Raw genomic sequence first — 23,535 nt, 5'->3', positions numbered from 1 at the left:
CGGGCATGCTCAACCGCCGCCCATTGAAATCATCGCTTCCTTGACCTTGGCCATGCCGAAATGCCAGATCTGGTCGAGCTTGATGTGGGGCATGATGGGCAATTCGGACGGATCGATGAATACGTTCAGGATAGCCGGTCCGGGCGCGGCGAGGAAAGGTCCCAGCGCTTCTTCCAGCTGCGCCGGCGTCTTCGCGGTGAAACCCTGGGCTCCGCAAGCGCCGGCGAACAGCGCGAAATCGAGATTGGGAAACTCCGACCCCTGGAAGGCGGGCAGGCCGGCTTCTTCCATTTCCAGATGCACCAGTCCCCATTCGCGGTTGTTGAACACCACCACCTTGACCGGCAGCTTGTGTTCCACCGCTGTCATGAATTCACCCAGCAGCATCGTGAAGCCGCCGTCGCCTGCCGCCACGATCACCTGGCGGTTGCGGTCCAGCGCCTGGATGCCGTTGCCCTGGCCCAACGAAGTACCGACGGCGGCGTTGTTGAAGGAGGCGAGCAGACGCTGGCGGCCGCTTTGTCGGATCCAGTTGCCGCACCACAGCGTCACCACGCCGGTATCGACGACGAACACGGCGTCCTCCGCAGCGCGGTCGCTCAGACGGCGCGCAAGATATTGCGGCTTGATCGGTCCCTTGTCCGGATCAGGCGGCGCTATGGCGTGCTTTTCGAGCGTCTTGTTCCATTGCTTGCGATGTTCGCCGACCTTGCGCAGGAAGGTGGTGTCGGTTTTTCCTTGCACCTGTTGCAGCAGTTGCGTCACTGCCGGGCCGACCGAGCCGGTGATGCCGAGGTCGACCGGCATGCGGCGACCGAGGACGAATCCGCGTTCGTCGATCTGCACGGTCTGGGTGCGCGTGGGCAGGAATTCGGAATAGGGATAGTCGGTGCCGAGCATCAGCAGCAGCTCGGCGTCGCGCATGGCGTCCATGCCGGGAGCGCCGCCGATGAGGCCGACACCGCCGATCCAGTGCGGATGATCGTAGGGCAGCATGTCCTTGGCGCGGAAGGTATGGAGGATAGGCGCCTGCAGCTTTTCGGCCAGCACGGCAATGTCGCCGATAGCGGAGCGGGCGCCGTTGCCGACGAAGATCGCGACCGATGCGGCGGCGTCGATGCGTTGTGCCGCCTGGGTGATTTCGCTCTCGGGCGGCGCCACTTCCGGTTGCGGACGCAACGCATTGAGGCTGGCCACGGCGGCAGGGCCGGGCAGCTTGGCGCCGATGACGTCGGCCGGGATGCTGATGTGGGCGACGCCGCGCTGGTGGTAGGCCTGGGCGATGGCTTGACGGACGACTTGCACTGTCTGCGCCGGATCGATGATGGTCTGTGTGTAAGAGGCGACGTCGCGGAACAGGAGGTCGGGATTGTTTTCCTGCAGGTAGTCGATGCCGCGCCGGCTGGCCGGTACGCCGCCGGAAATCGCCAGCACCGGTGCGTGGTCCTTGCGTGCTTCATACAGTCCCGCGACCAGGTGATTGGCGCCGGGCCCGGTAGTGCCGCAGCAGACCGCCAGTTTGCCGGTGAGCTTGGCCTGCCCGGCGGCGGCCAGGGCGGCGCCTTCTTCGTGGCGCACGCCTATCCATTCGATGCGCTTGTCCTTGCGTACGGCTTCGGTGAAGGGATTGAGCGCATCGCCGACGACGCCGAATATCTGGCGCACGCCGATGGTGTGGAGCGTCTCAACGAGCATTTCAGCGACGGTGGTGGACATGGTTTCCTCGGCAGGGTGGAGTAGTAGCTGTCCAGCATAGGCCTGCCTTGGCGACGTCAGTATCGGCAACTGCGGTAAATCGATGTAGGAATTCCAAACTGTGCGCCCGGACTCCTGAATTCTTACAAGCAGCAGAGATGCTGTCCGATTTGACGGAGCCCCGCGGTGCACTACATTGGCACCATGTTGCAGCGGCAGGGTCCGCAGCCAGTCAGTCATCAAATTCAAGGAGAAACACCATGTCGACGAGTTTCCGTCCGCAGTTCCGCATGTTTACACCACGCCGCTCCGGCACGCTGATCAAGGTATTGGGCGTGACCGCCGTAAGCGTCGCCGGCCTGGCGCTGATGATCGGCCATGCACGCGCCGATGAATTACCGCGCGCCGACAAGAGCTTCCTCAACAGCGCCGCCGAAGCCGGCAACGCCGAGGTCAAGGCCAGCAAGATCGCGCTGGAAAAGACTACCAATCCGGATGTGAAAAGCTTCGCCACGCTGATGGTCGACGAGCACACCACGGTCGGCGACAACCTGAAGAAGCTGGCCGCGACCAAGAATGTTGAACCTCCGACCGAACCGAGCATGGCCCAGCGCGCCAAGATCGCGGTGCTGGAAAAGCTTGACGGCGCGACGTTCGACAAACAATACGTGAGCATGATCGGCGTCTCGGCGCACAAGGATGCGGTCAAGCTGTTCAGCAAGAATGCCGCCGAGGCCAAGGATCCGGATGTCAAGGATTTCGCCGCCAAGACGCTGCCTAACCTGCAGCATCACCTGGACATGGCGAACGCACTAAAGGAAAAACTGGACGCAAAAAAATAAGCTGCAAAAATAAGCTGCATCTGCACATAGTCACCACATAGTTACCACGTAGCCACCCGCAGACTGCCGTATCCCCGAGTTGCCCCCCCCGCCTGCCGCCAGGCCCACATGTTCCACTGCATGAACCTGGCGGCAGTTTTTTTGCCCGGATTTCCGGGTTACCCCGTCTTACTCAATCTCTTTATTCAATCTCTTCCAGCACCAATTCAAAGCAGATCAGCACCGGATTGCATCCGCGCGCCAGCACGCCTTCGCAGACGTGGCCGCGCGGATCGATCAGGGCGATGTCGAGCTGCGCCCGCACACCGTCGTGGCCCCGGCTTACGCGGCCGGAGCGCACCAGGATTTCGGTGGCGCGATCCTCGATCACGCGGCCGTCCTCGAATTCCGCGCCGATGATGCTGCCGACGCTGCCGCGTACGACGGCGTTCCTGATGCCGTGGGTGCGGCAGACTTCCTCGATGGCCATGGTCAGATCTTCATCGGGACGGATCCGCGCCAGCAAGATGCGACGGCCGCCGTCCACGGTCTCCGCAGCCACCACGGCAGGGTGGAACAAGGTGAAATTGGTTTCCGGATCGAAGCGCGTCTCCATGGTGGCGTTGTGCACGCCCCAGGCTTGCGCCGGCGCGGTCTCGGCGACGATGCTCTGGTCCATCAGCATGTGGCCGCCACGGCGATGGCCCTGCTCGTCAGTCCATATCGCATGGCAATGCACGAACGGCGCGCCGTCGCGACGGCCGAAGGTGGCGCAGGCCAGCTCGATCGTGACGCCGCCCGCGACCTCGTGCGGATCGCTGTAAAAGGCGGCGTGCTTGCCATCGTGCGACAAGGCCGGCATGAGGTAGTGGTGGGGCGAGACCTTGAGGTTCTCGATGCGCACCGTGCCGCCGGCAATGCCTGCGGCTGCCAGCGGAATCGCGATCGCATCGCGCAGGTTGCGGCCGGCTTCGAGTGCAATCGTCACCGCCATGGCCGGACCTGCCAGGCTGACGATGCGCACCGGGTCGGGCGGGCCGGGATGGCGGGCTGTGCGTGCGAAGGTGCGGGCGGTGGCTTGTTCGAGTGTCTGCATGTGGTCTCCTGGTGTCCTCGTTGCCGCGATGCGTGCCGCGGCTTGTCGTCGGTGTGGGTGGCGGATCGGCCAAGTGGACATGGTATCCGGCTTTCGGATTTGCGTCTTCGGACCAGCGAACGACCGCGGCCGACGCTGTTTCGCGCACGTCCGGATGAGCGTTCTCTTTTTGTCGCTGCCGCTTGGCGTCAAAGTTAATTGATGTACGGCAATACTTGTTCTGTTTCCCTGTTTGGCCCGTGTTGTCATGGAGTAGTAATACTTGAATGCAACAATGCGGCCATCACAAAAAAGCGGCGCGTGCGACCTCCACCGGTCCCCAACTTGTGCCGCTTGCCAGTCTCTCCAGGGAAAAGACAAATGACTATCCGTCTGCGCATTACCTTGCTCGTCATTCTCACGTTCATCGCCATTTCGGCCATCGGCGGTTACGCCGTGTTCCAGTCGCGCAGCAGCGCAGTGGAGGTGAAGTCGGTGACCGAAGGCGTGGTGCCGAGCGTGCTGGCTTCGTCGGACCTGGTGGGACAGCTCAAGGACGTACAGCTGGCAGCCATGGTGATGGTGGCCGAGACCGACGCACAACTGGTGGTCCAGGAAAATGAAAAGCTCGCCGCCAAGAAGGCCACGCTCGAAAAAGCGCTGGAGTTCCAGGCCGGGCAGGCCGTAAGCCAGGCGCAGAAAGGTTTGATCGAGCAGGCCAAGGAAGGCCTCGACAACTATTTCGGCGCCATCGACAGCACCGCCAAATTCAAGCTGGCCGGCAAGGATGCACTGGCGCAGGCGTCCTTCTTCGGCAACGTGGTGCAATACCAGGCCGAGCTGGAAGGCGTGGTCGACACGCTGCGCATCGAGAAGAACCGCAGCAAGGACAGCGCCATCGCTGCGCTGAACCAGAACCTGGCGTCGACCACCACCACGATTTCCGCCGTCACCGCCGTGGCGGTGATCGCGCTGGCGCTGATCGGCTTCCTGCTATACCGCCAGATCACCGGTCCGATCAGCCGCATGCAGACCATGATGACCGAGATCGCTTCCAGCCAGGACTTCACGCGCCGCCTGCCGGTTGATCGCATGGATGAAGTGGGCCACTCCATCGTCGCCTTCAACGGCATGGTCGAGAAGATCGAAGAAGCGTCGGCGCTGGTGAAGCAAAAGACTGCCGACATGCAAGCGATGCTGCAGAACATCCCGCAGGGCATCCTGACCGTGGTCGACGGCAACAAGGTCCATCCGGAATATTCCGCCTTCCTCGAAACCGTGTTCGAGACCACCGACATCGCCGGCCGCGACCTGATGGGGCTGGTGTTCGCCGGCACGTCGCTGGGCGCCGACACCTTGTCGCAGATCGAGGCCATCGGCGGCGCCTGCATCGGCGAAGACGTCATGAACTTCGAGTTCAACGAACACCTGATGGTCGGCGAAGTTGAGAAGAAGATGGCCGACGGCCGTGTCAAGATCCTCGACCTGAGCTGGTCGCCGATCACCGACGACGCCGACACCGTGATCCGCCTGATGCTGTGCGTGCGCGACGTCACCGAGCTGCGCAAGCTGGCGGCGGAAGCCAACGAGCAGAAACATGAACTGGAAATGATCGGCGAAATCCTCGCCGTCGCGGCGCCGAAATTCGAAGACTTCATCGCCACATCGCGCCGTTTCCTTGACGAGAACGAGCAGATCGTCCATCAGAATCCGGAAGCCACGGCGTTCGCCATCGCCAAGCTGTTCCGCAACATGCACACCATCAAGGGCAACGGCCGCACCTACGGCCTGCTGCACCTGAGCAACGTGGTGCATGACGTCGAAGAGCACTACGACGACCTGCGCCATCCGGAAACCGGCGCCGTCTGGGATCAGGAACGCCTGCTGCAGGATCTGGCCCGTGTACGCGTCGCCATTGATCGCTACGCCCGCATCAACGAAGTCACGCTGGGCCGCCAGGCAGCCCCGGAACAGGCTGCGGCGGTGGAGCGCCACATCCTGACCATCGACCGCAAGCATATCCAGGAAAGCCTGCATCGCCTCGAGACCGTCAACACCTCCAACCTGCATGAACTGGTCGCCGTCCGCAATGCCGTGCGCAAGACGCTGCGCCTGCTCGGCACAGAGCCGGTGGCCGACGTCCTCGCCAGCGTCACCGACTCGCTGCCGGCGCTGGCAAGCGAACTCGGCAAGGCCGCACCGGCCGTCGTGATCGAAGACAACGGCTATGTCATCCACACCCACGCCTCGTCGCTGCTCAAGAATGTCTTCATGCACCTGATCCGCAACGCCATGGATCACGGCCTGGAAACACCGGACGAGCGCCAGGCCAAGGGCAAGAATGAAACCGGCACGATCCGCCTGCAACTCGGCGTGATGGACAACATGCTGCACATGGCGCTGTCCGACGATGGCCGCGGCCTGGCGCTGGCGCATATCCGCCGCACCGCGGTCGAGAAGGAACTGATCGCCGCCGACGCCGTGCTCAGCGACGCCGAGCTGGCGCGCCTGATCATGCGCGCCGGCTTCTCGACGCGCAGCGAAGTGACCGACGTGTCCGGCCGCGGCGTCGGCATGGACGCAGTGCTGGACTTCGTGACGCAGGAACACGGCCGCATCGAGATCGAGTTCCTCGACCACGCCGAGGGAGCCGATTTCCGCGCCTTCCAGATCAATGTCCTGCTGCCGGAAAACGTCGCCGTGGAAGTCGACGGCATCGACGTCCCTTATCCGCTGCCGGACAGCGACCAGGCGGCGCCGGTGAGTATTCTCGCCGCGGGCGATCCGCAGGTGGCCTGAACGGGCAGAGCAGGGCAGCACTATTGTCGTAACGGATTTATCGCGAGGAAGGTTTCATGTTGAACCAGATTCTTTTTGTCGTGCTGGGCGCGCTGCTGTCCGGCGTGCCGCTGGCCCTGCTGCTGAGAAGGCAGAAGATGCGCATGCGACGCATGGTCGATGTCGACCAGGTCGACGCGCTCAAGCGCAACGTTCAGCTGACGCTGGACGAACATCAGGCGAACATCGACGCGCACCGGCAGGAACTGGAGGCGCAACGCCGCGACAACGACGTGCGCCTGGAGCAGACGCGGCGCGACACCGAGAAAGTGGTGGCGCAACTCAGTTCGCAGAATTCCCGGAGTATTGCGCGTGTCCTGGTGAACTGCGACGCCTCGCAGGAGACCATCGTCAACCTGCTCGGCCTGATGCGCACCTTCGAACGCTGGCATGACGACATGAACGTGCTGATCACTCACAACCGCGAGATGCATCGCAAGAACGACGAGTTCGCACTGATCGTCAACCAGGTCATCATCGTGGCGCTCAACGCCTCGATCGAAGCAGCGCGCGCCGGCACTTACGGTCGCGGCTTCGCCGTGGTGGCGTCGGAAGTACGCGACCTCGCGCAGCGCGCCGAGAAGCTGTCCAAGAGCTACCGCGCCAACCTGTACCAGAACGATCTGATCACGACCACCACGTTCCAGGATCTGCAGGCGGGCGGCAAGATGATCATCGGCGCCGTCATCGGCCTCGACCTGATCAACAAGAAAACCAAAGAAGCGCTGGCCGCCTGAAGATGAAGACAATGAGGACGCGCACATGCTGACCCAATCCGCCAAAGACGGCTTCGACACGCTGCTCATGCAATCGCTGAAAACCGGCATGGCGCCGTCCGGCACACCGGTTGAGGTGTCGGTGCTGGCCGACGACGCCGGGATCCCCGAGAAGAAGATGGTGGTGCTGACGGTCTCGTCCTATCTGTTCCGCCTGATGGCGATGTTCTATTTCACGCCAGACGCCGCCACGCGCGCCCATTTCGCACGCATCAACAACATCGCTGAAGCCGAGATGAGCGAGCAGACCTTCATGGACGCCATCGCCGAAAGCGGCAACCTCTGCTGCGGCATCCTGAACCGCGACCTCGGCAATTTCTTCCCGCACATCGGCATGTCCACGCCCAATGTCATCGACAGCAACTGCGCCGCCTACCTGCAAACCCTCAATTGCCAGCACGTGCGCCATTTCGCGGTCGACATGGATGGCTCGCCGCGCTTCCACGTCACGCTGAGCGTCTCGGCCTATGCCGATATCGACTTTGCCGTATCGGCAGAAGAGCTGGGCAGCGATACCGGCGAACTCGAACTGTTTTAACTTCATTCCTCCAACGTAGAGAATCATAAAAACCATGGCACAAATCCTCGTAGTCGACGACTCCAGCACGGTCCGGGCCGAAGTAGGCGATTTCCTCAAGAAGAACGGCCTCGACGTGACCCTGGCCGTGGACGGTCGCGACGGCCTCGTCAAACTCAAGGGCGATCCGTCGATCAAGCTGGTGGTATCCGACGTCAACATGCCCAACATGGACGGTCTGACCATGGCTGAAAAGATCCGCAGCGAACTCGGCAACAGCGCCGTCAACATCATCATGCTGACCACGGAGAATTCCCCGATCATGAAAGAGCGCGGCAAGGCCGCCGGCATCAAGGGCTGGATCGTCAAGCCATTCAAGGGCGACGCCGTACTGGCGACGTTCAAGAAGCTGGTCGGCGCCTGAGCCTATTCAGGCAGCGGTGCGCAGGGCGCTGGACGGCGACTCGCCGAAGAGTTTCTTGTAGTCGCAGGAAAACTGGCTGAAATTGCTGAATCCCCAGGCGGCGGCAACGTCGCCGATGCGGACCGCATGCGATGCGCCGGCGGCGGCACCCTGCATCAGCTGGCGTCGTACGCCGTTCAGGCGCAACGAGCGCAGGTAGGTCATCGGGCTGATGCCCATCACATCTTCAAAACAATATTGCAGCGTGCGACGGCTCACGTGCAGCTGTTCGCACAGCATGGAAATCGTGATCGGCTCATCCTTGTTGCCCATCGCGTAGTCGCGCGCATCGCCGACGATGCGCCGACGCCGCAGCAGGCTGGTGCAGGCTTCGCTCTCGACTTCGCTGGCGTCGAGCATCGCCAGCAGTGTCGTGACGACCTGGTCCTGCTGCATGGCGTGCGCGCCGTGCGGCGTTGCCGGATCGAGCAAGGTCTGGATGTGCTGCGCACAGGTGTCCAATGCGACTTGGCCGACATGCAGCAATTCCGCCGAGGCCAGCCTGGACCATTCGATCCGGCAGCCCAGGCGATCGGCGGCGGCGAGCAGGGTATTGCGCTGGATCACGATGCCGAGGATGGCATGATCGTCCGGCGTCATCAGCTCGAATTCGCGATGGCCCGGCTGCGTCATGATCATGCCGGCGCCGACATGACGGCCGTTGATGCGCATGCCGCCCGCCTGTGGCTCGATGCCGAACCAGAACGCATCCGGCCAGACGCAGCAGGACTGCAGCACGGCGCGGCTGCTGCGCTCGCGGAAGATTTGCAAGCCGTGCGCTTGCCATTCATTCAATTCCCCGCAAAAACGACCGTGCGTAATCTGGTCGTAGCGTTGTTCCCAGTTGGTCAGATTGTGGGCGTGCTCATCGACGTCGTGCGCGACAACGGTGCGCAGCACCTCGCCGATGTGCACCGGCGGTGCACCCGGACGGGCGGGCGAGGATGAGTGATGGAACATTGACAAGAGCTTTATCCCGATCAAGTGAGCATGATGATTTCCCGGATGGTGCAAGGAGCGCAACTTTGCCGATTTTCGATAACGCCGGTTTTTCCCGGTTGTTATATTCAATGCCGGTGGCGATGAAAACGTTTGCAAGCAAACGTTATGCCCGCAGTGGCCGTTGCCCCGTCAGGTTGATCTCCGATCAACCGTATCCGCCATCGCACAGGAGCATTGATATGGATTTAGCGACATCCAGCCGGCATGCGGGTCTCAAGCCGGTGCTGAGCACGTTGCAGCTGTGGGGCATCGCCGTCGGGCTGGTGATTTCCGGCGAATATTTCGGCTGGAGTTATGGCTGGGCATCGGCCGGCACGCTCGGTTTCACGGTCACCGCGCTGTTCATCGCGGCGATGTACACCACCTTCATTTTCAGCTTTACCGAACTGACCACCTCGATCCCGCATGCGGGCGGTCCGTTCGCTTACAGCAAGCGCGCGTTCGGTCCCACCGGCGGTTACCTTGCCGGCGCTGCGACGCTGATCGAGTTCGTGTTCGCCCCGCCCGCGATTGCGCTGGCCATCGGCGCGTATCTGAACGTGCAGTTCCCGACGGTCGATCCCAAGCTTGCCGCGCTGGGCGCCTACCTCGTGTTCATGACGCTCAACATCGTCGGCGTGCAGATCGCCGCGACCTTCGAACTCTGTGTGACGCTGCTGGCGATCTTCGAATTGCTGGTGTTCATGGGCGTGGTGTCGCCGGGCTTTTCGCTCGCCAATTTCACCAAGGGCGGCTGGTCCGGCAGCGACAGTTTCAGCCTGGCCTCGATCCCCGGCATGTTCGCAGCGATCCCGTTCGCGATCTGGTTTTTCCTGGCGATCGAAGGCGTCGCCATGGCGGCGGAGGAAGCCAAGGATCCACGGCGCTCCATCCCGATCGCCTACATCACCGGCATCTTGACGCTGGTGGTGCTGGCCATCGGCGTGATGCTGTTCGCTGGCGGAGCAGGGGACTGGAGCAAGCTGTCGAACATCAATGATCCGCTGCCGCAGGCGATGAAGCTGATCGTCGGCGCCAACAGCAACTGGCTGCACATGCTGGTGTGGCTGGGCTTGTTCGGCCTGGTGGCGTCGTTCCACGGCATCATCCTGGGTTACTCGCGGCAGATCTTCGCCTTGTCGCGGGAGGCCTACCTGCCGGCCTATTTCGCCAAGGTGCATCCGCGCTTCAAGACACCACATCGCGCCATCCTGGCCGGCGGTGCAGTCGGCATCGCAGCGATCTACAGCGACGAACTGATCACCATCGGCGGCCAGACGCTGACGGCCAACATCGTCACGATGTCGGTGTTCGGTGCCATCCTGATGTACATCCTGAGCATGCTGAGCCTGTTCAAGCTGCGTCGTAGCGAAGCGGGCTTGACGCGACCGTTCCGGGCGCCGCTGTATCCGATCTTCCCGGCGTTCGCGTTGTTCGGTGCGCTGGTCTGCATGGCGACCATGATCTATTACAACCTGCTTATTTTCGTGATTTTCCTGGCGTTTCTGGCGCTCGGCTACGGTTATTTCCTGATGACAGGCGGTCAGCGCGCCGCGGTCGGGGTCGCCGCCTCGCCTGAAGCCAACGGCTGATTTTTGCAATGCGTTTCATCCACCTTTGAGTCACCAAAAGTTACCAACAAGAGAGTCCATTACATGAAAAATAATCAACAGGGAAACGCGCCGATGACAGTGGCAATCGCGCGACGGGGATTTCTGGGACGCGCGCTGGCTTCTGCCGCCGGCGTCGCCATGGTCGGCGCGCCGCTGGCCGCGCAAGCAAAATCAGCCAAGGCGCCGATCGGCCTGGATCGCGCCAAATGGGCGCCACGCAATCGTGACATGATGGAGCAGATGATTGCCGCGTATGGCAATACGTCGCGCAGCTACAAGAGCGGCAAGAAGCCCTACGCCGTGTTCGACTGGGACAACACCAGCATCATGAACGATTGCGAAGAAGCGCTGCTGATGCACCAGATCAACACCTTGTCGTTCAAGCTCACGCCGGCTGAATTCAGCGCGATCATCCGCCAGAACGTCCCGCCAGGGCCTTTCACGGCGGATTTCAAGAATGCCGCAGGCAAGGTGGTGGATCTCGATTCCATCTGCGCCGACCTGGATGCCGATTACGCTTTCCTGCATGCGAACTACAAAGGCTTCACCGGCGGCAAGTCGCTCGAAGAAATCAGCGCGACCAGCGAATTCCTCGACTTCCGCGCCAAGCTGTATTACCTGTATGAAGCCGTCAACGATACCCACGGCGTCAATGTCGGCTATCCGTGGGTGATTTATTTCTTCGCCAACATGACCGTAGCTGAAGTGTCGGCGCTGGCGGAGGCATCCAACGATGCGGCCCTGGGCGCGGCGCTCAGCAAGGTCAAATACACCAGCCCCGCCGACCGTCCCGGCAAGGCCGGCGTGGTCAGCGTCGGCCATTTCCATGGCATCCGCCTCTGTACCGAGATCGGCGGCATGATGGATACGTTTCGCGATCACGGCATCGACATCTACGTGTGCACCGCCTCGCTCGAGGACGTGGTGGCGGTGTTCGCGACCAATCCGAAATACGGTTACAACGTGGCCCGCGAAAACATCATCGGCCTGCGCCTCGAACGCGACGGCAGCAATTACAAGAATGCTTACCTGAAGAACTGGCCGCTGACCTGGGGCCCGGGCAAGACGGTGGCGATCAAAAGCGAACTGGTCGCAGCCAAAGGCTACGGGCCGATTTTCGTGGCGGGCGACAGCGATGGCGATTACGATATGCTGAGGGACTTCGCCGACACGCGCTACGGCCTGATCGTCAACCGCATGAAGAACGGCAAGATCGGCGAGTTGTCGAAACTGGCGGCGGCGCAGATTTCCGCAAGTCAGCCGCGCTTCCTGTTGCAAGGCAGGCAAGAGTCGACCGGCAACTGGCTGCCCGTGGAAACCAGCATCAAGTACGGCAAGACGACGCCCTCGTTGACTGTTTGACCGCCTGACAGAACTTGGTTGGGATCATCTGAGGAAAAGGAAACGTGCCGTCCTATCAGTTCAGCCATACCGTCGGCGCCATCACGCACCAGTTCCGCGATCTCAAGGACCTGATGGCCAAGGCGACGCCACTGCGTTCCGGCGACATGCTGGCGGGCGTCGGCGCCGCCAGCGCGGAGCAACGCGTGGTGGCGCAGATGGCCCTGGCGGAACTGCCGTTGCGCACTTTCCTCAACGAGGCGCTCGTGCCTTATGAGGCCGACGAAATAACGCGCCTGATCATCGACGGACATGATGACGCCGCCTTCGCCGCGATCAGCCACCTGACGGTGGGCGATTTCCGCAACTGGCTGCTGGGCGACGACGTCGACAGCGCGACGCTCAGCGCAGTAGCGCCCGGCATCACGCCGGAAATGGCCGCTGCGGTGAGCAAGATCATGCGCAATCAGGACCTGATTCTGGTGGCGAAGAAGTGCCGCGTCGTCACCGCCTTCCGCAACACCATCGGCCTGGCCGGACGTTTGTCGACGCGCCTGCAGCCCAATCATCCGACCGACGACGCCACCGGCATCGCAGCCAGCCTGCTGGACGGCCTGCTGTACGGTAGCGGCGACGCCGTATTCGGCATCAATCCCGCCACTGACAACGTGCCGCAAGTGGTCAACCTGGTCACGATGATGGCAGAGATCATCGCGCGTTACGAGATTCCGACGCAGTCCTGCGTGTTGACCCACGTGACCAACACCATTGCCGCCATCGAACGCGGCGCGCCGGTCGACCTGGTGTTCCAGTCGATCGCCGGTACCGAGGCCGCCAATCGCAGCTTCGGCATCGACCTGGCCTTGCTGGAGGAGGCGCGCGGCGCGGCGCTGTCGCTGGGGCGCGGTACGGTCGGCGACAACGTCATGTATTTTGAAACCGGGCAAGGTAGCGCGCTGTCGGCGGGCGCTCACCACGGCATGGATCAGCAGACCTGCGAAGCGCGTGCCTACGCGGTGGCGCGCAAGTTCAAGCCGCTGTTGGTCAACACCGTGGTCGGCTTCATCGGTCCCGAGTACCTCTACGACGGCAAGCAGATCATCCGCGCCGGACTGGAAGACCATTTCTGCGCCAAACTGCTCGGCCTGCCGATGGGGTGCGACGTCTGCTATACCAACCACGCCGAAGCGGATCAAAACGACATGGACAACCTGTTGACTTTGCTGGCGACGGCGGGGTGCAACTTCGTCATGGGCATTCCCGGGTCCGACGACATCATGCTCAACTATCAGACCACTTCATTCCACGACGCCCTGTATGTGCGGCGGGTGCTCGGACTGGCGCCGGCGCCCGAATTCGAGGCATGGCTGCAGCGCATGCAGATCTTCAGCAGCGAGCCGCAGTTTCGCCTCAACGATGGCTTGCCGCCCACCTTTCGCGACGCCTTGCGGCGTCTGTCGTGAGGTCGGAGCAGCGGCGATGCCTGACAACAAATCTCCCGTCATCGACAACCCATGGCAAGCGCTGCGGCAGTTCACGGCCGCCCGTATTGCCCTGGGCCGCGCTGGCGTCAGCCTGCCGACCGCGCCGCAACTGGCCTTCCAACTGGCGCATGCGCAGGCGCGCGACGCCGTGCACCTGGCCTTGGATGCCGACACCCTGCGCACGCAATTGCTGCAAGCCGGCATCCCCGGCGCCGAAGCGTGTCAGGTGCTCGACAGCGCCGCCGTCGACCGCCTGACCTATCTGCAGCGTCCGGATCTCGGCAGACGCCTGAGCGACGCGTCGCGCGCGCTGCTTAGCAGTGCCGTGGGGGTTGCGCAAGCGCAGGAAGACAGGATTTACGATCTTGCCTTCGTGATTGCCGACGGCTTGTCGTCGCTGGCCATCGCCAGAAATGCCGTACCGTTTCTGCAGGCAGTCCAGCAACGCATCGCACCGCGCAGCTGGACGCAGGCACCGCCGACCATCGTGCGCCAGGGCCGCGTCGCCATCGGTGACGAAATCGGCAGCCTGTTGCGGACCAGGCTGGTGGTGGTCATGATCGGCGAACGACCAGGCCTCAGTTCGCCCGACAGCATGGGCTTGTACCTGAGCTGGATGCCGCGCACGGGCATGACCGACGCCGAGCGCAATTGCATCTCCAACGTCCGGCCCGAAGGCATGCGCTATGACGAGGCCGCCGGCAAACTCGATTATCTGCTGGCGGAAGCGCACAGGCGCGGATTGACCGGCGTCGGGCTCAAGGACGAGAGTGCGGGAGACCCGCAGGTGCTGGCGCCGCCGGGGATGAACTTCCTGTTGGTTGACGATCCGGAGCCCTGACATTCCACGCGTTCTGCGCGGCAACGGAAAAGCAGTTTTTCGTTATACTTGCGGCGACCGTCTCACAATAATCAATATCGGTAGCCATTCAGCGGGAGAGAAAATGTTAAGAGTAGCCAGTCAGGACGAGCTGTCCTTGTTCGCCAGCGCCAAAGGGCGGTCCCCAACCATCACCAACGCGCCATTCAGCGGCGTCTTGTTGAGCGCGCAAGCCAAGGCCTCGGAAACCCAGGCTGTCGCTCCAAGCCCTGACGCTGCCGCCGTTGCCGCCCTGAGCGCCGCGCTGTCCCAGTTCGGCATTTCGGTGCCGCCGGCCCTGCGCATCACCACCGGCGCCAATGGCCTCGAGCTGTCCGGCGACAACCGCAACGCCAAGTTCCAGGCCATGCTGCAAGCCAATCCGGCGCTGGAAACCACGCTCAACGGCATGATCGGCCAGCAGGACATGGCGCGTAAAAATGCGTTGAAGGACGTGGTTCGCGACTTCCTTGGCAAATCCTCCAGCCCCGGCATGGAAGCCTTCGCCGCAGATTTTCTGGACGAGGAGGCCAACGACACCTACAGCCTCAGTTTCAACGGCGCCGCCATCGGTGTTGACGAAATGGGCGCCAAGGGATGGCAACCGGTCAAGGACACCAAGGACTTCCGCGCAGACCTGTTGGCGGCATATACCAAATATCAGGTCACGCACGCAGTCACTGTCGAGAAGCGGAAAGATGACGACGACAATCGGGATCTGGGTCTCAAGTCCAGGCTGGCAGAGGCGCTGAAGAAGGACGATGGCGCGGTGTAACGATACTTCTGAAGAGAAAGATCGAAGGGTTTTGAGTTATCTCAAGCCATCGAACCTTGCCAAGGAGCATAGTAGACAGCGTACAGTTGCTCTGCCCTTCCTTGCGAGGCTGCCATGTCAGAAAAAGAGTTTTCATCCCGGCGACAGGAGCATGTTCCCTCGGTTTCGACGCCGTTGCTTCCGGTTGCCTTGCTAGTCAGCATTCCAGCCTTCTATCTTGTTTTGAACGGGGATTTGTCCCCGTACCGGGATACGGGACGATGGCTTTATGCAGTCGTTGCGCTGCTGATTTTCCTGGAGTTGTGCACGCGTTATCGAAAAAAGCCGTCGGCCCCGAAGTTCAAAAGCCTGGTTGCGATAGATTTATTGATATTTTTCGGCGCCGTTGCCAGCACAGTGACTTACGCGCCGTCATGGAATTTTATCGAGTGGCTATTGCGCCTGACCTACTGCGTAATTGTCTTTTTGCGGCTGTCCACTTTGCTGGCGAGATACGTCGCTCCGCATCGGCTTTTACAGATCGGCGCCTTCTCTCTCTTTCTGCTCGCGATTGCCGGAGAGGGATTTCTACTGCTTGAGCCAAAAATCCACACCTACGCCGACGGCGTATGGCTGGCGTTTTTGACCGGCGCCACATTGGGCTATGGTGATCTCGTCCCGTCCACTCCGGCTTCCAGGATATTCGCCGTATTTATCGTTTTGTTAGGCTACGCCTTGTTTTCGGTATTCACTGCGAGTATTTCTGCGATTCTTGTGGGAGAGGATGAGAAACGCCTGCGTCACGAATTGCACGTCGACACACGCATGCTGCGATCCGAAATTGCCGCTTTGCGCAAGGAATTGCGTGACGGCCTTTCGGGACGGCCTTCGCAGGGCGAGTCGCGGCAAGAAGAGGCGTAAGGAGCCGAAGAAACGCCTGCGGCTCCTTATGATGGCGGAATCAATGCGACATCAGGACCGGCAGCGTCATCGTATCGAGGATCGTCGAGGTTACGCCACCTAACAGCACTTCTTGGAATCTGGAATGCCCGTACCCGCCCATGACGAGCAGATCAGCCCCCTTGTCCGCTGCCAGTGAGAGCAAGGCATTGCCGACATCGATCTCGGTGCGTTCCTCCACCACATCGATTTTCACGCCATGCCTGGCCAGATAGAGAGCGATGTCGGCGCCGGGCTGTTCGCCGTGAACGTCGAATTGACGCGCTGCATTAAACAAGGCAATGGTGACATTGTGTGCTTTCTTCAGCATGGGCATTGCATTTGTGATCGCATGCGTTGCCTCCATGCTGCCGTCCCATGCGATCAATGCGTTGCGACCGACATTTTCGAACGTCCCCGCATAGGGAATCGTGAGCACGGGGCGTGACGAATTCAGCATGACGTACTCGGGCAAATCAGAGATGTCGGCTCCGTCTCGTTCATTGAGGTCTATTTGACTCACCACGATCAGGTCGCTGTAACGAGCCTGCTGTGCGAGCGCACCTTGAGCGTCGTCTTCGCTGATACGGCTCTCGTAGGAATTTACACCAATCCGTTTTACCGTTTCCTCAAACCGATCGAGACTGCGCTGAGCACGTTCACGCAAGCCGTCGATCACTGAAGTGACAAAAACCATGCCGTCCGGATAGATGAAACGCGAGATGCCGGTGACCGCGACGCCGACCAGATGCGCGTCATGTGCAATGGCAATTTCAGCAGCAATTTTAATGCGGCCGGCGCAATGGCTGGATTGATCGATGTAGACGAGGATGGTTTTATAGGACATGGGATCACCTTTGGTTTTGGAGATGGTTTGCGTGGCGGAAAAAACACTGCAAATTCACCTTCAAAATAGCATCGGGTACGCTGTCGTGGATTGACGTACATCAAATGCCGCAAGCGTTTCAGGCGGCCAAGCTGTTTCTTCCTGTCTTTCCAAAAACATGCCGGCAGAGCTCATTGAATGGATCGTATCGGACCAGGAAATCTGATTCTTTTGACGTGGATCAAAAAGAAGAAACGGTGATGTACTACAGTCAATCGAAGTAGGGCGTACGCCGTCAAATCTTGTCGAGGATTGCATAAAATGAATGCCAAAGTCGCATTGGTAACGGGTGGCACCCGAGGGCTGGGAGCCGCGATTGCTATTGCTTTGCGCGACGCAGGATATCGCGTCGCGGCAGTACATCGCAGCAATGCGGACGCAGCGCGGGCATTCAAGGAAAAAACATCCATTCCGGTATTTTGCTGGGATGTCAGCAATTTTTCTGCGTGCGCTGACGGCGTTCGGCAAGTTGAAAATGAAATCGGGCCGATTGATGTGCTGATAAACAATGCCGGCATCACGAGGGATGCCGTGTTGCACCGCATGTCGCCGGAGCAATGGGGAGACGTCATCGGCACCAATCTTGGCTCCGTGTTCAACATGTCGCGCAATGTCATCGAAGGCATGCGTGAACGCGGTTTCGGCCGGATCGTCAACATCAGCTCCGTCAATGGCGAGCGTGGCCAGATAGGGCAGGCAAACTATGCCGCCGCCAAAGCCGGGATCCTGGGTTTTACCAAATCGCTCGCCCAGGAAAGCGCCCGGAAGAACATCACCGTCAACGCAATCGCCCCGGGATATTGCGATACGGACATGGTGGCTGCTGTTCCCAAGGATGTGCTGGAGAAAATCGTTGCCACTATTCCAGTCGGACGTCTTGGGAATGGCGGCGATATTGCGCGACTGGTCGTATTTCTGGCTGATGATGCAGCAGGATTCATTACGGGGGCAACGCTGGATATTAACGGCGGTCAGTTCATGGCGTGACGTCGGACGCTCTATATTAAGAATTGATTCACGCAGGAGTCGAAAATGGAAGCACTGACCTGGTCACCACAGATGTCTCTTGGCATCGTCGAGATGGACAACGCACACAAGGCGTTGATTCAGGAACTTACCGAAATCATGATGGCCCCCGATCATGAATTTACTGCACGTCTGCAGCACATCGTGGCCCTGCTGGAGACCGATTTTCGGGAAGAAGAAACATTGATGGAACGCATGAACTATCCCGAGTTGCGCGCACATCGGCAAGAGCATGCCGATCTGCTGAGTACATTGCACCACGTGACGCCTAAAGCGATGAGTGGCGATTATGTGCTGCCGCGGCAAGTGCTCAACATGCTTCCGCAATGGTTTTTGAATCATCTTGTCAGAATGGATGCGGCACTGGTCAAGGCGCTCAACAGCGCTGGCACCGGGGGCGCAAGCCATGCCGTGGCCACAGCGCTGTAGCGGCCGATTGGAACGCATCGAAGCAATTTGCAGATTCACTGATTCATGCCTTCTGACGAAGGCCAAAGAACGAGGAGTTTCCCATGTTTCCCTTTTCCCCTCCCCAGAACCAGGACGATATTCGCCGTTTGTTCAACGAAGAACTGCGCTTTCTTAATGCGGTTGCTGCGAATGCACTGGATATGGCGTTTCGTTTTGCGGACTTGAACCTCTGCGCGCTGAAACAAACTGCTGCCAGCTGGACTTCCAAGTCCAGCGCACTCAGCCAGACTCAGGGCAATGCCGTCCCGGAATGGCTGGACTCGGCCCATCTCGGCAAGGAGTTTGAAAATATGACGGCCTATGGGCAGCAGATCGCGAAGATCATGCTGGACATGCAGGCGGCAGTGCTTGACGTCGCCCAGCAGCGCGCTGCGCATGCCGCAAACATGGCGGCCATGCGCGGTTCGGCGATCGATGTTCCCGCCGCCAATGCGCAGTCCCTCGCATTCATTCAGGACATGCTCGCACAAGCAAGTAAGGGTTATGCCCAATGGGCCGGCAGCGTCGCGAGCGCGAAGGATACGGATTTGACGCACCCCGTAAGCGAAAAGAATGGCGGCTCAGCTGCCAGGACGCGAACCCGGAAATAAATTGCTTCCGGGCCTGTTAACGGGCCCTGATGCGTCAGGACGGTCATGCGGCATCATCGGCAATTCTTGCCGATGATGCCGTTTCTCATTCACGTCGCCGCACGGGCTGACGCATTTTCGTTCCCTCTGACCAGCAGTACCGGAACGGGCGAGGTTCGCGCAACTTGCTCGGCGTCACTTCCCATCAGGAATCGGCGCACTCCGCGTCGGCCGTGTGTGCCGATGACGATGATGTCTGATTTCCAGGCTATTGCACGCTCGATGATCGCGTCGGCAATGTGCGCCCCCATCGATTCCTTGATTTCGCAATCCACATCAATCCCCGATTTCTCAAGAACCGCGCGAGTACGAGCCAGCATTTCTTCCGCTTCCTTGAGTGCGAGGGGCCTGGTTGTACTGATATAGACATCCGGATCCTCAAAACCGTTACTGATCGTCGCCATGTCCAGTACATGTAACAGGTGCACGTGTGCCTGGCATAAGCTCGCGAGCCGGGACGCCTCTTTGACGGCGGATTCAGCGGTAGAGCTGCCGTCAATAGGTACAAGAATGGTTTTGTACATGAAGTTCTCCTGAAAAGTGTTGAAAGCGAGTCATACAACGTTGCAATACAACGACGTCATTGGCAGCAGCGGCTGTGACAGACTTGCCGCCATCCATTCCTCATTGGTCGGTTCCACCGCTACGGCGACGCGGCTTCGCGATGAGGAAATTAATGCGGCATGACCCTGATTGGTTCGATTGGCCTGGTCGTGGAGGGTCAGTCCGAGGAATTGCAGGGCGTCGCAGATTCGGCGCCGGAGCTCGTCGTTATGCTCACCGATGCCGGCGGTAAATACCAACATGTCGAGGCCGCCCAGCACTGCTGCCAGCGCACCGATTTCCCGAACAATGCGCCGCACATACAAAGCAAGGGCGTCGAAAGCCCGTGGGTTGTCATGTTCGACCGCGATGAGTGCGCGCGGATCGGCCGATATGCCGGAGACGCCATACAGGCCGGACTCGTGGTACAGCACATGTCCAAGTTGCTGCGGAGACAATTCTTCGGTCTCCATCATATAGAGCAGCACACCTGGATCGAGCGACCCGCAGCGGGTTCCCATCATCAGCCCGTCCAGCGCAGAAAATCCCATCGTCGTGGCCATGCTGCGCAAACCTCGCATGGCGCAAAGGCTGGCGCCGCTACCGAGGTGGGCAACGATAGTGTTGCCCCGGGCAAGGTCGCCGTAGCGCTCCGGTAGCACAACTGACATGTATTCGTATGACAAGCCATGGAAGCCGTAACGCTGTACACCTCGCTCCCAGGCGGGATAGGGAATGGGCAACATTTTCTCCACCCGCGGCAAGGTGTGGTGAAAGGCCGTGTCGAAGCAGACGATCTGCGTCAAGCCCGGCTGAGCATGCAGCAAGCTCTCGATGGCATCCAGCGCAAACGGCTGATGCAGCGGCGCCAGTGGAATGTAGCTGCGCAAGTCGGCTAGCACCTGATGGTCGACCTGTACCGGGGCAGAGTATTTGGCGCCGCCGTGCACCACGCGGTGTGCTACCGCGACAAGGCGATTGTTGCCTAGCCTGTTGACGGTATAGTCGCGGATGCGCACGAGCGCCTCATGATACGGAGCGTCGGTCTCAAACGACAGGTTCTCCGTGGCTTGTCCTGATACGGAAAAGGTCGGGGCAGATCCCGTAATGCCATCGGCCTTGCCACTCCACAGCGGCGTACGCTGATGCGGCAGCGGCGTATTGAACAAGGCAAATTTGATGCTTGATGAGCCGCAGTTCAGGACCAGAATGCAATCGTTCATGGCTCCTCCTGCTCGCGCTTGGCCAGTAACAGTGCAATGGCGCAGGAGGCGATGCGGGATTCGCGCGAATCGGCACGGCTGGTCAGGACGATCGGTATCCGCGCGCCGAGCACGATGCCGGCACTGGCGGCGCCGCCAAGATATTCAAGCTGTTTGGCCAGCATGTTGCCGCTCTCCAGATCCGGTACGACGAGAATATCGGCGCGTCCAGCCACATCGGAAACGATGCCTTTGATGCGCGCTGCCGCCATGGATACGGCATTGTCGAACGCCAGCGGTCCATCCAGTACTGCACCGCGAATCTGGCCGCGATCCGCCATCTTGCAGAGCGCGGCCGCGTCCAAGGTGGCGGTCATGCGAGGATTGACGGTTTCGACCGCAGCCAGAATGGCGACGCGCGGCTGCTGTACGCCAATGGCTTGGGCAAGTCCGATGGCGTTGCGGATGATGTCGGCTTTTTCGTCCAGGTCCGGAGCGATGTTGATGGCGGCATCGGTAATGATGAAGGGACGCGGATAGCTCGGTGTCTGCATCAGGAAGCAGTGGCTCAGGCGCCGTCCGGTCCGCAGAGCGGGGCAGGCCAGCACAGCCGACATCAGTTCATCGGTGTGCAGGCTTCCTTTCATGAGTGCTGCAACCTCGCCGCTGGCCGCAAGCTCAACGGCACGAGCCGCCGCTGCATGGCTGTGAGGAACATCTTCAATACGCAGTGTCGAAATATCCAGTTTGTTGCTGTCGGCAACGGCTTGTAGTTTTGCGCGGGGAGCGACCAACACAGGTACGATCAACCCGGCTGCCTGCGCATCAAGTGCTGCCGACAGGCTCAGTTCATCGCAAGGATGCACTACCGCGGTGACCACCGCACCCATGGGGCGAACATGTTCGAGCAAGCGCAGCAAGCCGTTCTCTCCGCTGAGCAGCCGCACCTCGGGCAAGGTGGTGCGCGGCATTGATATGCGTTCTGTGGGGGCAATGACGTCGGCCTGGCCCTCGATGACGGTGATCCCGTTTTGATTGATGCAGGAACAGGCGAGTTTGAGTCGTTTGCCCACTTCGTGCCGTTCCGTCACGCATACGCTGATGGTGAGTGTGTCGCCAATGCGTGCCGGCGCCTTGAAACTCAGCGTTTGCCCGAGATAGATCGTGCCCGGCCCCGGCAGCCGGGTGCCAAGCACCGCGGAGATCAGTGCACCTCCCAGCATGCCGTGCGCAATAACGCCATGGAAGCGGGTTGATGAAGCGAATTCAGCGTCCAGATGCTGAGGATTGACGTCGCCGGAGAGCACGGCAAACAACTGGATGTCTTGCGCTGTCAGTGTCCGCTCTATGGATGCAGCGTCGCCGACCATGATTTCATCGAAAATGCGGTTCCGGACTATACACAGATCGTCGTTGCTCATGAGGCCTCCGAATGGAAAATTGCTTGCGTGTGTTCGTTAGTGGGATTCATAGGGATATTCAGGCCATTTGACCCAGAGTCTTTCGAAATCTGGTCAGCGAGGCAAAGAACAACACGGCCCCGATTCCAACGATGGCCAGCATCTGCGGCCAGATCACGCTCAAACCTGCACCCCGGTAAAGAATTGCCTGTCCGGCGGAGACGAAATGCGTGGTCGGCGCTGCCAGCATCAGGTCTTGCACCAATACCGGCATGCTTTCGCGTGGGGTTGATCCTCCCGACAACAGCTGCAGGGGCAGCAGCACCAGTACCAGCAGCATGCCAAACTGCGGCATGGAGCGCGCCAGCATCGCCATGAACATGCCCATCGACGTCGTCGCGAACAGGTGTAACGCGGCCACAAGCAGAAACAGAAGGATGGAACCCTGAATTGGCACCCGCAATGCGCCTTGGACGATGAACACCAGCGCCGCCGCAGCCGCCAGCAACACCACAAGGCCCATGGACCACACCTTGGCCAGCATGATCTCGAGTGGTGTGACAGGCATCACCAGCAAGTGCTCGATGGTGCCGTGTTCACGCTCCCGAATGAGCGCCGCGCCGGTGAGGATGATGGATAGCATGGTGACGTTGTTGATGATTTCCATGAGTGCACCGAACCAGGCACGCTCCAGATTGGGATTGAAGCGAGCGTGTAGCACCAGTTCCACCGGTGAGGCGGCGAGGCCGCGATATCGCTGCAGGAACTCTGTCACTTCGGCGTTAATGATCTCAAGAATATAGGCGTTGCCGGTAAATGCCTGGCTCATGCGCGTGGCGTCCACATTCAGCTGCATCGCAGGAGACCGGCCGGCCAGCACATCACGCTGGAAATCAGGAGGAATGTCCAGTACGAAGGTGTAGTTGCCGCTGTCCATGCCAACGTCCATCTGATCGGAAGAAATCATGTCCGGCAGTTTGAAGTAGGGCGGATAGAAACTGGCGGCGATCTGTGCGGATAAAGGTGAGCCGTCTTCATCGACGATGGCGATGGCGGCGTTATGCAAACTGTCCGGCATGGCCGTTGCGGCGACGTAGATGGAGACGCTGAAGGTGTAGACAATCAGCACCAGCATTGTCGGATCACGCGCCAGGCTCCATAATTCCTTGACGCCAAGGCGAAGGATATTGGCGGCAGAACGCAGGGAGAGATGGCGAGCCAT

The 23,535-nt window shown here is 60.4% G+C and carries 22 protein-coding genes; 14 read left to right on the top strand and 8 right to left on the bottom strand.

All coding sequences use genetic code 11. The features are described from left to right. Positions 1-9: 9 nt before the first annotated feature. Positions 10-1,716 carry a thiamine pyrophosphate-binding protein gene (locus F506_RS13145; RefSeq protein ID WP_053198096.1) on the bottom strand — a complete coding sequence of 569 codons (1,707 nt, stop codon included), beginning with the start codon at positions 1,714-1,716 and terminating at the stop codon, positions 10-12. Between the two features lie 239 nt (positions 1,717-1,955). Here F506_RS13145 and F506_RS13140 point away from each other — a divergent pair, with 239 nt between their 5' ends. Continuing rightward, positions 1,956-2,537 (top strand): DUF4142 domain-containing protein, encoded by a 582-nt coding sequence (locus F506_RS13140; protein ID WP_053198094.1) that lies wholly within the window; start codon positions 1,956-1,958, stop codon positions 2,535-2,537. Positions 2,538-2,718: 181 nt separating this feature from the next. Here F506_RS13140 and F506_RS13135 read toward each other — a convergent pair whose 3' ends face one another. Beyond that, positions 2,719-3,612 carry a PCC domain-containing protein gene (locus F506_RS13135; protein ID WP_053198093.1) on the bottom strand — a complete coding sequence of 298 codons (894 nt, stop codon included), beginning with the start codon at positions 3,610-3,612 and terminating at the stop codon, positions 2,719-2,721. Positions 3,613-3,972: 360 nt separating this feature from the next. On the opposite strand from F506_RS13135, the gene F506_RS13130 reads away from it, so the two are divergent. Genes F506_RS13130 through F506_RS13115 form a run of 4 tightly spaced genes read left to right on the top strand, consistent with a single transcriptional unit; the run spans position 3,973 to position 8,146 of the window. After that, positions 3,973-6,390, top strand: a complete 2,418-nt coding sequence (locus tag F506_RS13130) for an ATP-binding protein (RefSeq protein WP_053198090.1) — start codon at positions 3,973-3,975, stop codon at positions 6,388-6,390. A 56-nt stretch (positions 6,391-6,446) separates the two neighbouring features. Beyond that, positions 6,447-7,166, top strand: a complete 720-nt coding sequence (locus F506_RS13125; RefSeq protein ID WP_053198089.1) for a methyl-accepting chemotaxis protein — start codon at positions 6,447-6,449, stop codon at positions 7,164-7,166. 25 nt (positions 7,167-7,191) lie between these two features. Beyond that, the gene (locus F506_RS13120) at positions 7,192-7,743 is read left to right on the top strand and encodes a hypothetical protein (protein ID WP_053198087.1); all 552 of its coding nucleotides are present in this window, start codon (positions 7,192-7,194) and stop codon (positions 7,741-7,743) included. A 34-nt stretch (positions 7,744-7,777) separates the two neighbouring features. After that, on the top strand, positions 7,778-8,146 hold the full coding sequence (locus F506_RS13115; protein ID WP_053198083.1) for a response regulator: 369 nt from the start codon (positions 7,778-7,780) through the stop codon (positions 8,144-8,146). Positions 8,147-8,152: 6 nt separating this feature from the next. Here F506_RS13115 and F506_RS13110 read toward each other — a convergent pair whose 3' ends face one another. Next, positions 8,153-9,145: a helix-turn-helix domain-containing protein gene (locus F506_RS13110; RefSeq protein ID WP_083457857.1), complete on the bottom strand. Its 993-nt coding sequence runs from the start codon at positions 9,143-9,145 to the stop codon at positions 8,153-8,155. Positions 9,146-9,366: 221 nt separating this feature from the next. Here F506_RS13110 and eat point away from each other — a divergent pair, with 221 nt between their 5' ends. The 6 genes from eat (at position 9,367) to F506_RS13080 (ending at position 16,138) form a co-directional block, all read left to right on the top strand. Further along, on the top strand, positions 9,367-10,758 hold the full coding sequence (gene eat, locus F506_RS13105) for an ethanolamine permease (RefSeq protein WP_053198082.1): 1,392 nt from the start codon (positions 9,367-9,369) through the stop codon (positions 10,756-10,758). Between the two features lie 63 nt (positions 10,759-10,821). Then, positions 10,822-12,141, top strand: a complete 1,320-nt coding sequence (locus F506_RS13100) for an HAD family hydrolase (RefSeq protein ID WP_053198080.1) — start codon at positions 10,822-10,824, stop codon at positions 12,139-12,141. A gap of 44 nt (positions 12,142-12,185) precedes the next feature. After that, positions 12,186-13,583, top strand: a complete 1,398-nt coding sequence (locus F506_RS13095) for an ethanolamine ammonia-lyase subunit EutB (protein WP_053198079.1) — start codon at positions 12,186-12,188, stop codon at positions 13,581-13,583. Positions 13,584-13,599: 16 nt separating this feature from the next. Next, positions 13,600-14,445 (top strand): ethanolamine ammonia-lyase subunit EutC, encoded by an 846-nt coding sequence (gene eutC / locus F506_RS13090; RefSeq protein ID WP_053198077.1) that lies wholly within the window; start codon positions 13,600-13,602, stop codon positions 14,443-14,445. A gap of 103 nt (positions 14,446-14,548) precedes the next feature. Next, positions 14,549-15,238, top strand: a complete 690-nt coding sequence (locus F506_RS13085) for a hypothetical protein (RefSeq protein ID WP_144424053.1) — start codon at positions 14,549-14,551, stop codon at positions 15,236-15,238. 114 nt (positions 15,239-15,352) lie between these two features. Continuing rightward, entirely contained in the window at positions 15,353-16,138 is a 786-nt protein-coding gene (locus tag F506_RS13080) for a potassium channel family protein (RefSeq protein ID WP_083457854.1), read from the top strand. Positions 16,139-16,178: 40 nt separating this feature from the next. On the opposite strand, the gene F506_RS13075 is transcribed toward F506_RS13080, so the two are convergent. Continuing rightward, a complete protein-coding gene (locus tag F506_RS13075; protein WP_053198070.1) occupies positions 16,179-17,003 on the bottom strand; it encodes a universal stress protein in 825 nt (274 codons plus the stop codon). Between the two features lie 300 nt (positions 17,004-17,303). Here F506_RS13075 and phbB point away from each other — a divergent pair, with 300 nt between their 5' ends. The 3 genes from phbB to F506_RS13060 all read left to right on the top strand — a co-directional run bounded on the left by phbB (position 17,304) and on the right by F506_RS13060 (position 19,129). After that, entirely contained in the window at positions 17,304-18,029 is a 726-nt protein-coding gene (gene phbB / locus F506_RS13070) for an acetoacetyl-CoA reductase (protein ID WP_053198068.1), read from the top strand. A gap of 45 nt (positions 18,030-18,074) precedes the next feature. Beyond that, positions 18,075-18,497: a bacteriohemerythrin gene (locus tag F506_RS13065; RefSeq protein WP_053198066.1), complete on the top strand. Its 423-nt coding sequence runs from the start codon at positions 18,075-18,077 to the stop codon at positions 18,495-18,497. 83 nt (positions 18,498-18,580) lie between these two features. Then, entirely contained in the window at positions 18,581-19,129 is a 549-nt protein-coding gene (locus F506_RS13060; RefSeq protein WP_053198065.1) for a hypothetical protein, read from the top strand. A gap of 89 nt (positions 19,130-19,218) precedes the next feature. On the opposite strand, the gene F506_RS13055 is transcribed toward F506_RS13060, so the two are convergent. The 4 genes from F506_RS13055 to F506_RS13040 are packed head-to-tail and all read right to left on the bottom strand — an operon-like array spanning position 19,219 to position 23,535. Continuing rightward, positions 19,219-19,692, bottom strand: coding sequence for a universal stress protein (locus F506_RS13055; protein WP_053198062.1), 474 nt, complete (start codon positions 19,690-19,692; stop codon positions 19,219-19,221). Positions 19,693-19,722: 30 nt separating this feature from the next. Then, positions 19,723-20,934 (bottom strand): acetate/propionate family kinase, encoded by a 1,212-nt coding sequence (locus F506_RS13050; protein WP_053198060.1) that lies wholly within the window; start codon positions 20,932-20,934, stop codon positions 19,723-19,725. Beyond that, a complete protein-coding gene (locus tag F506_RS13045) occupies positions 20,931-22,334 on the bottom strand; it encodes a bifunctional enoyl-CoA hydratase/phosphate acetyltransferase (RefSeq protein ID WP_053198057.1) in 1,404 nt (467 codons plus the stop codon). Before F506_RS13045 ends, F506_RS13050 begins: the two co-directional genes overlap by 4 nt. Before the next feature lie 58 nt (positions 22,335-22,392). Further along, entirely contained in the window at positions 22,393-23,535 is a 1,143-nt protein-coding gene (locus F506_RS13040) for an ABC transporter permease (protein WP_053198055.1), read from the bottom strand.

It is taken from the genome of Herbaspirillum hiltneri N3, assembly GCF_001267925.1.
In the GTDB taxonomy this organism is placed as follows: Bacteria; Pseudomonadota; Gammaproteobacteria; order Burkholderiales; family Burkholderiaceae_D; genus Herbaspirillum; species Herbaspirillum hiltneri.
This window is presented reverse-complemented; position numbering and strand designations above follow the sequence as displayed.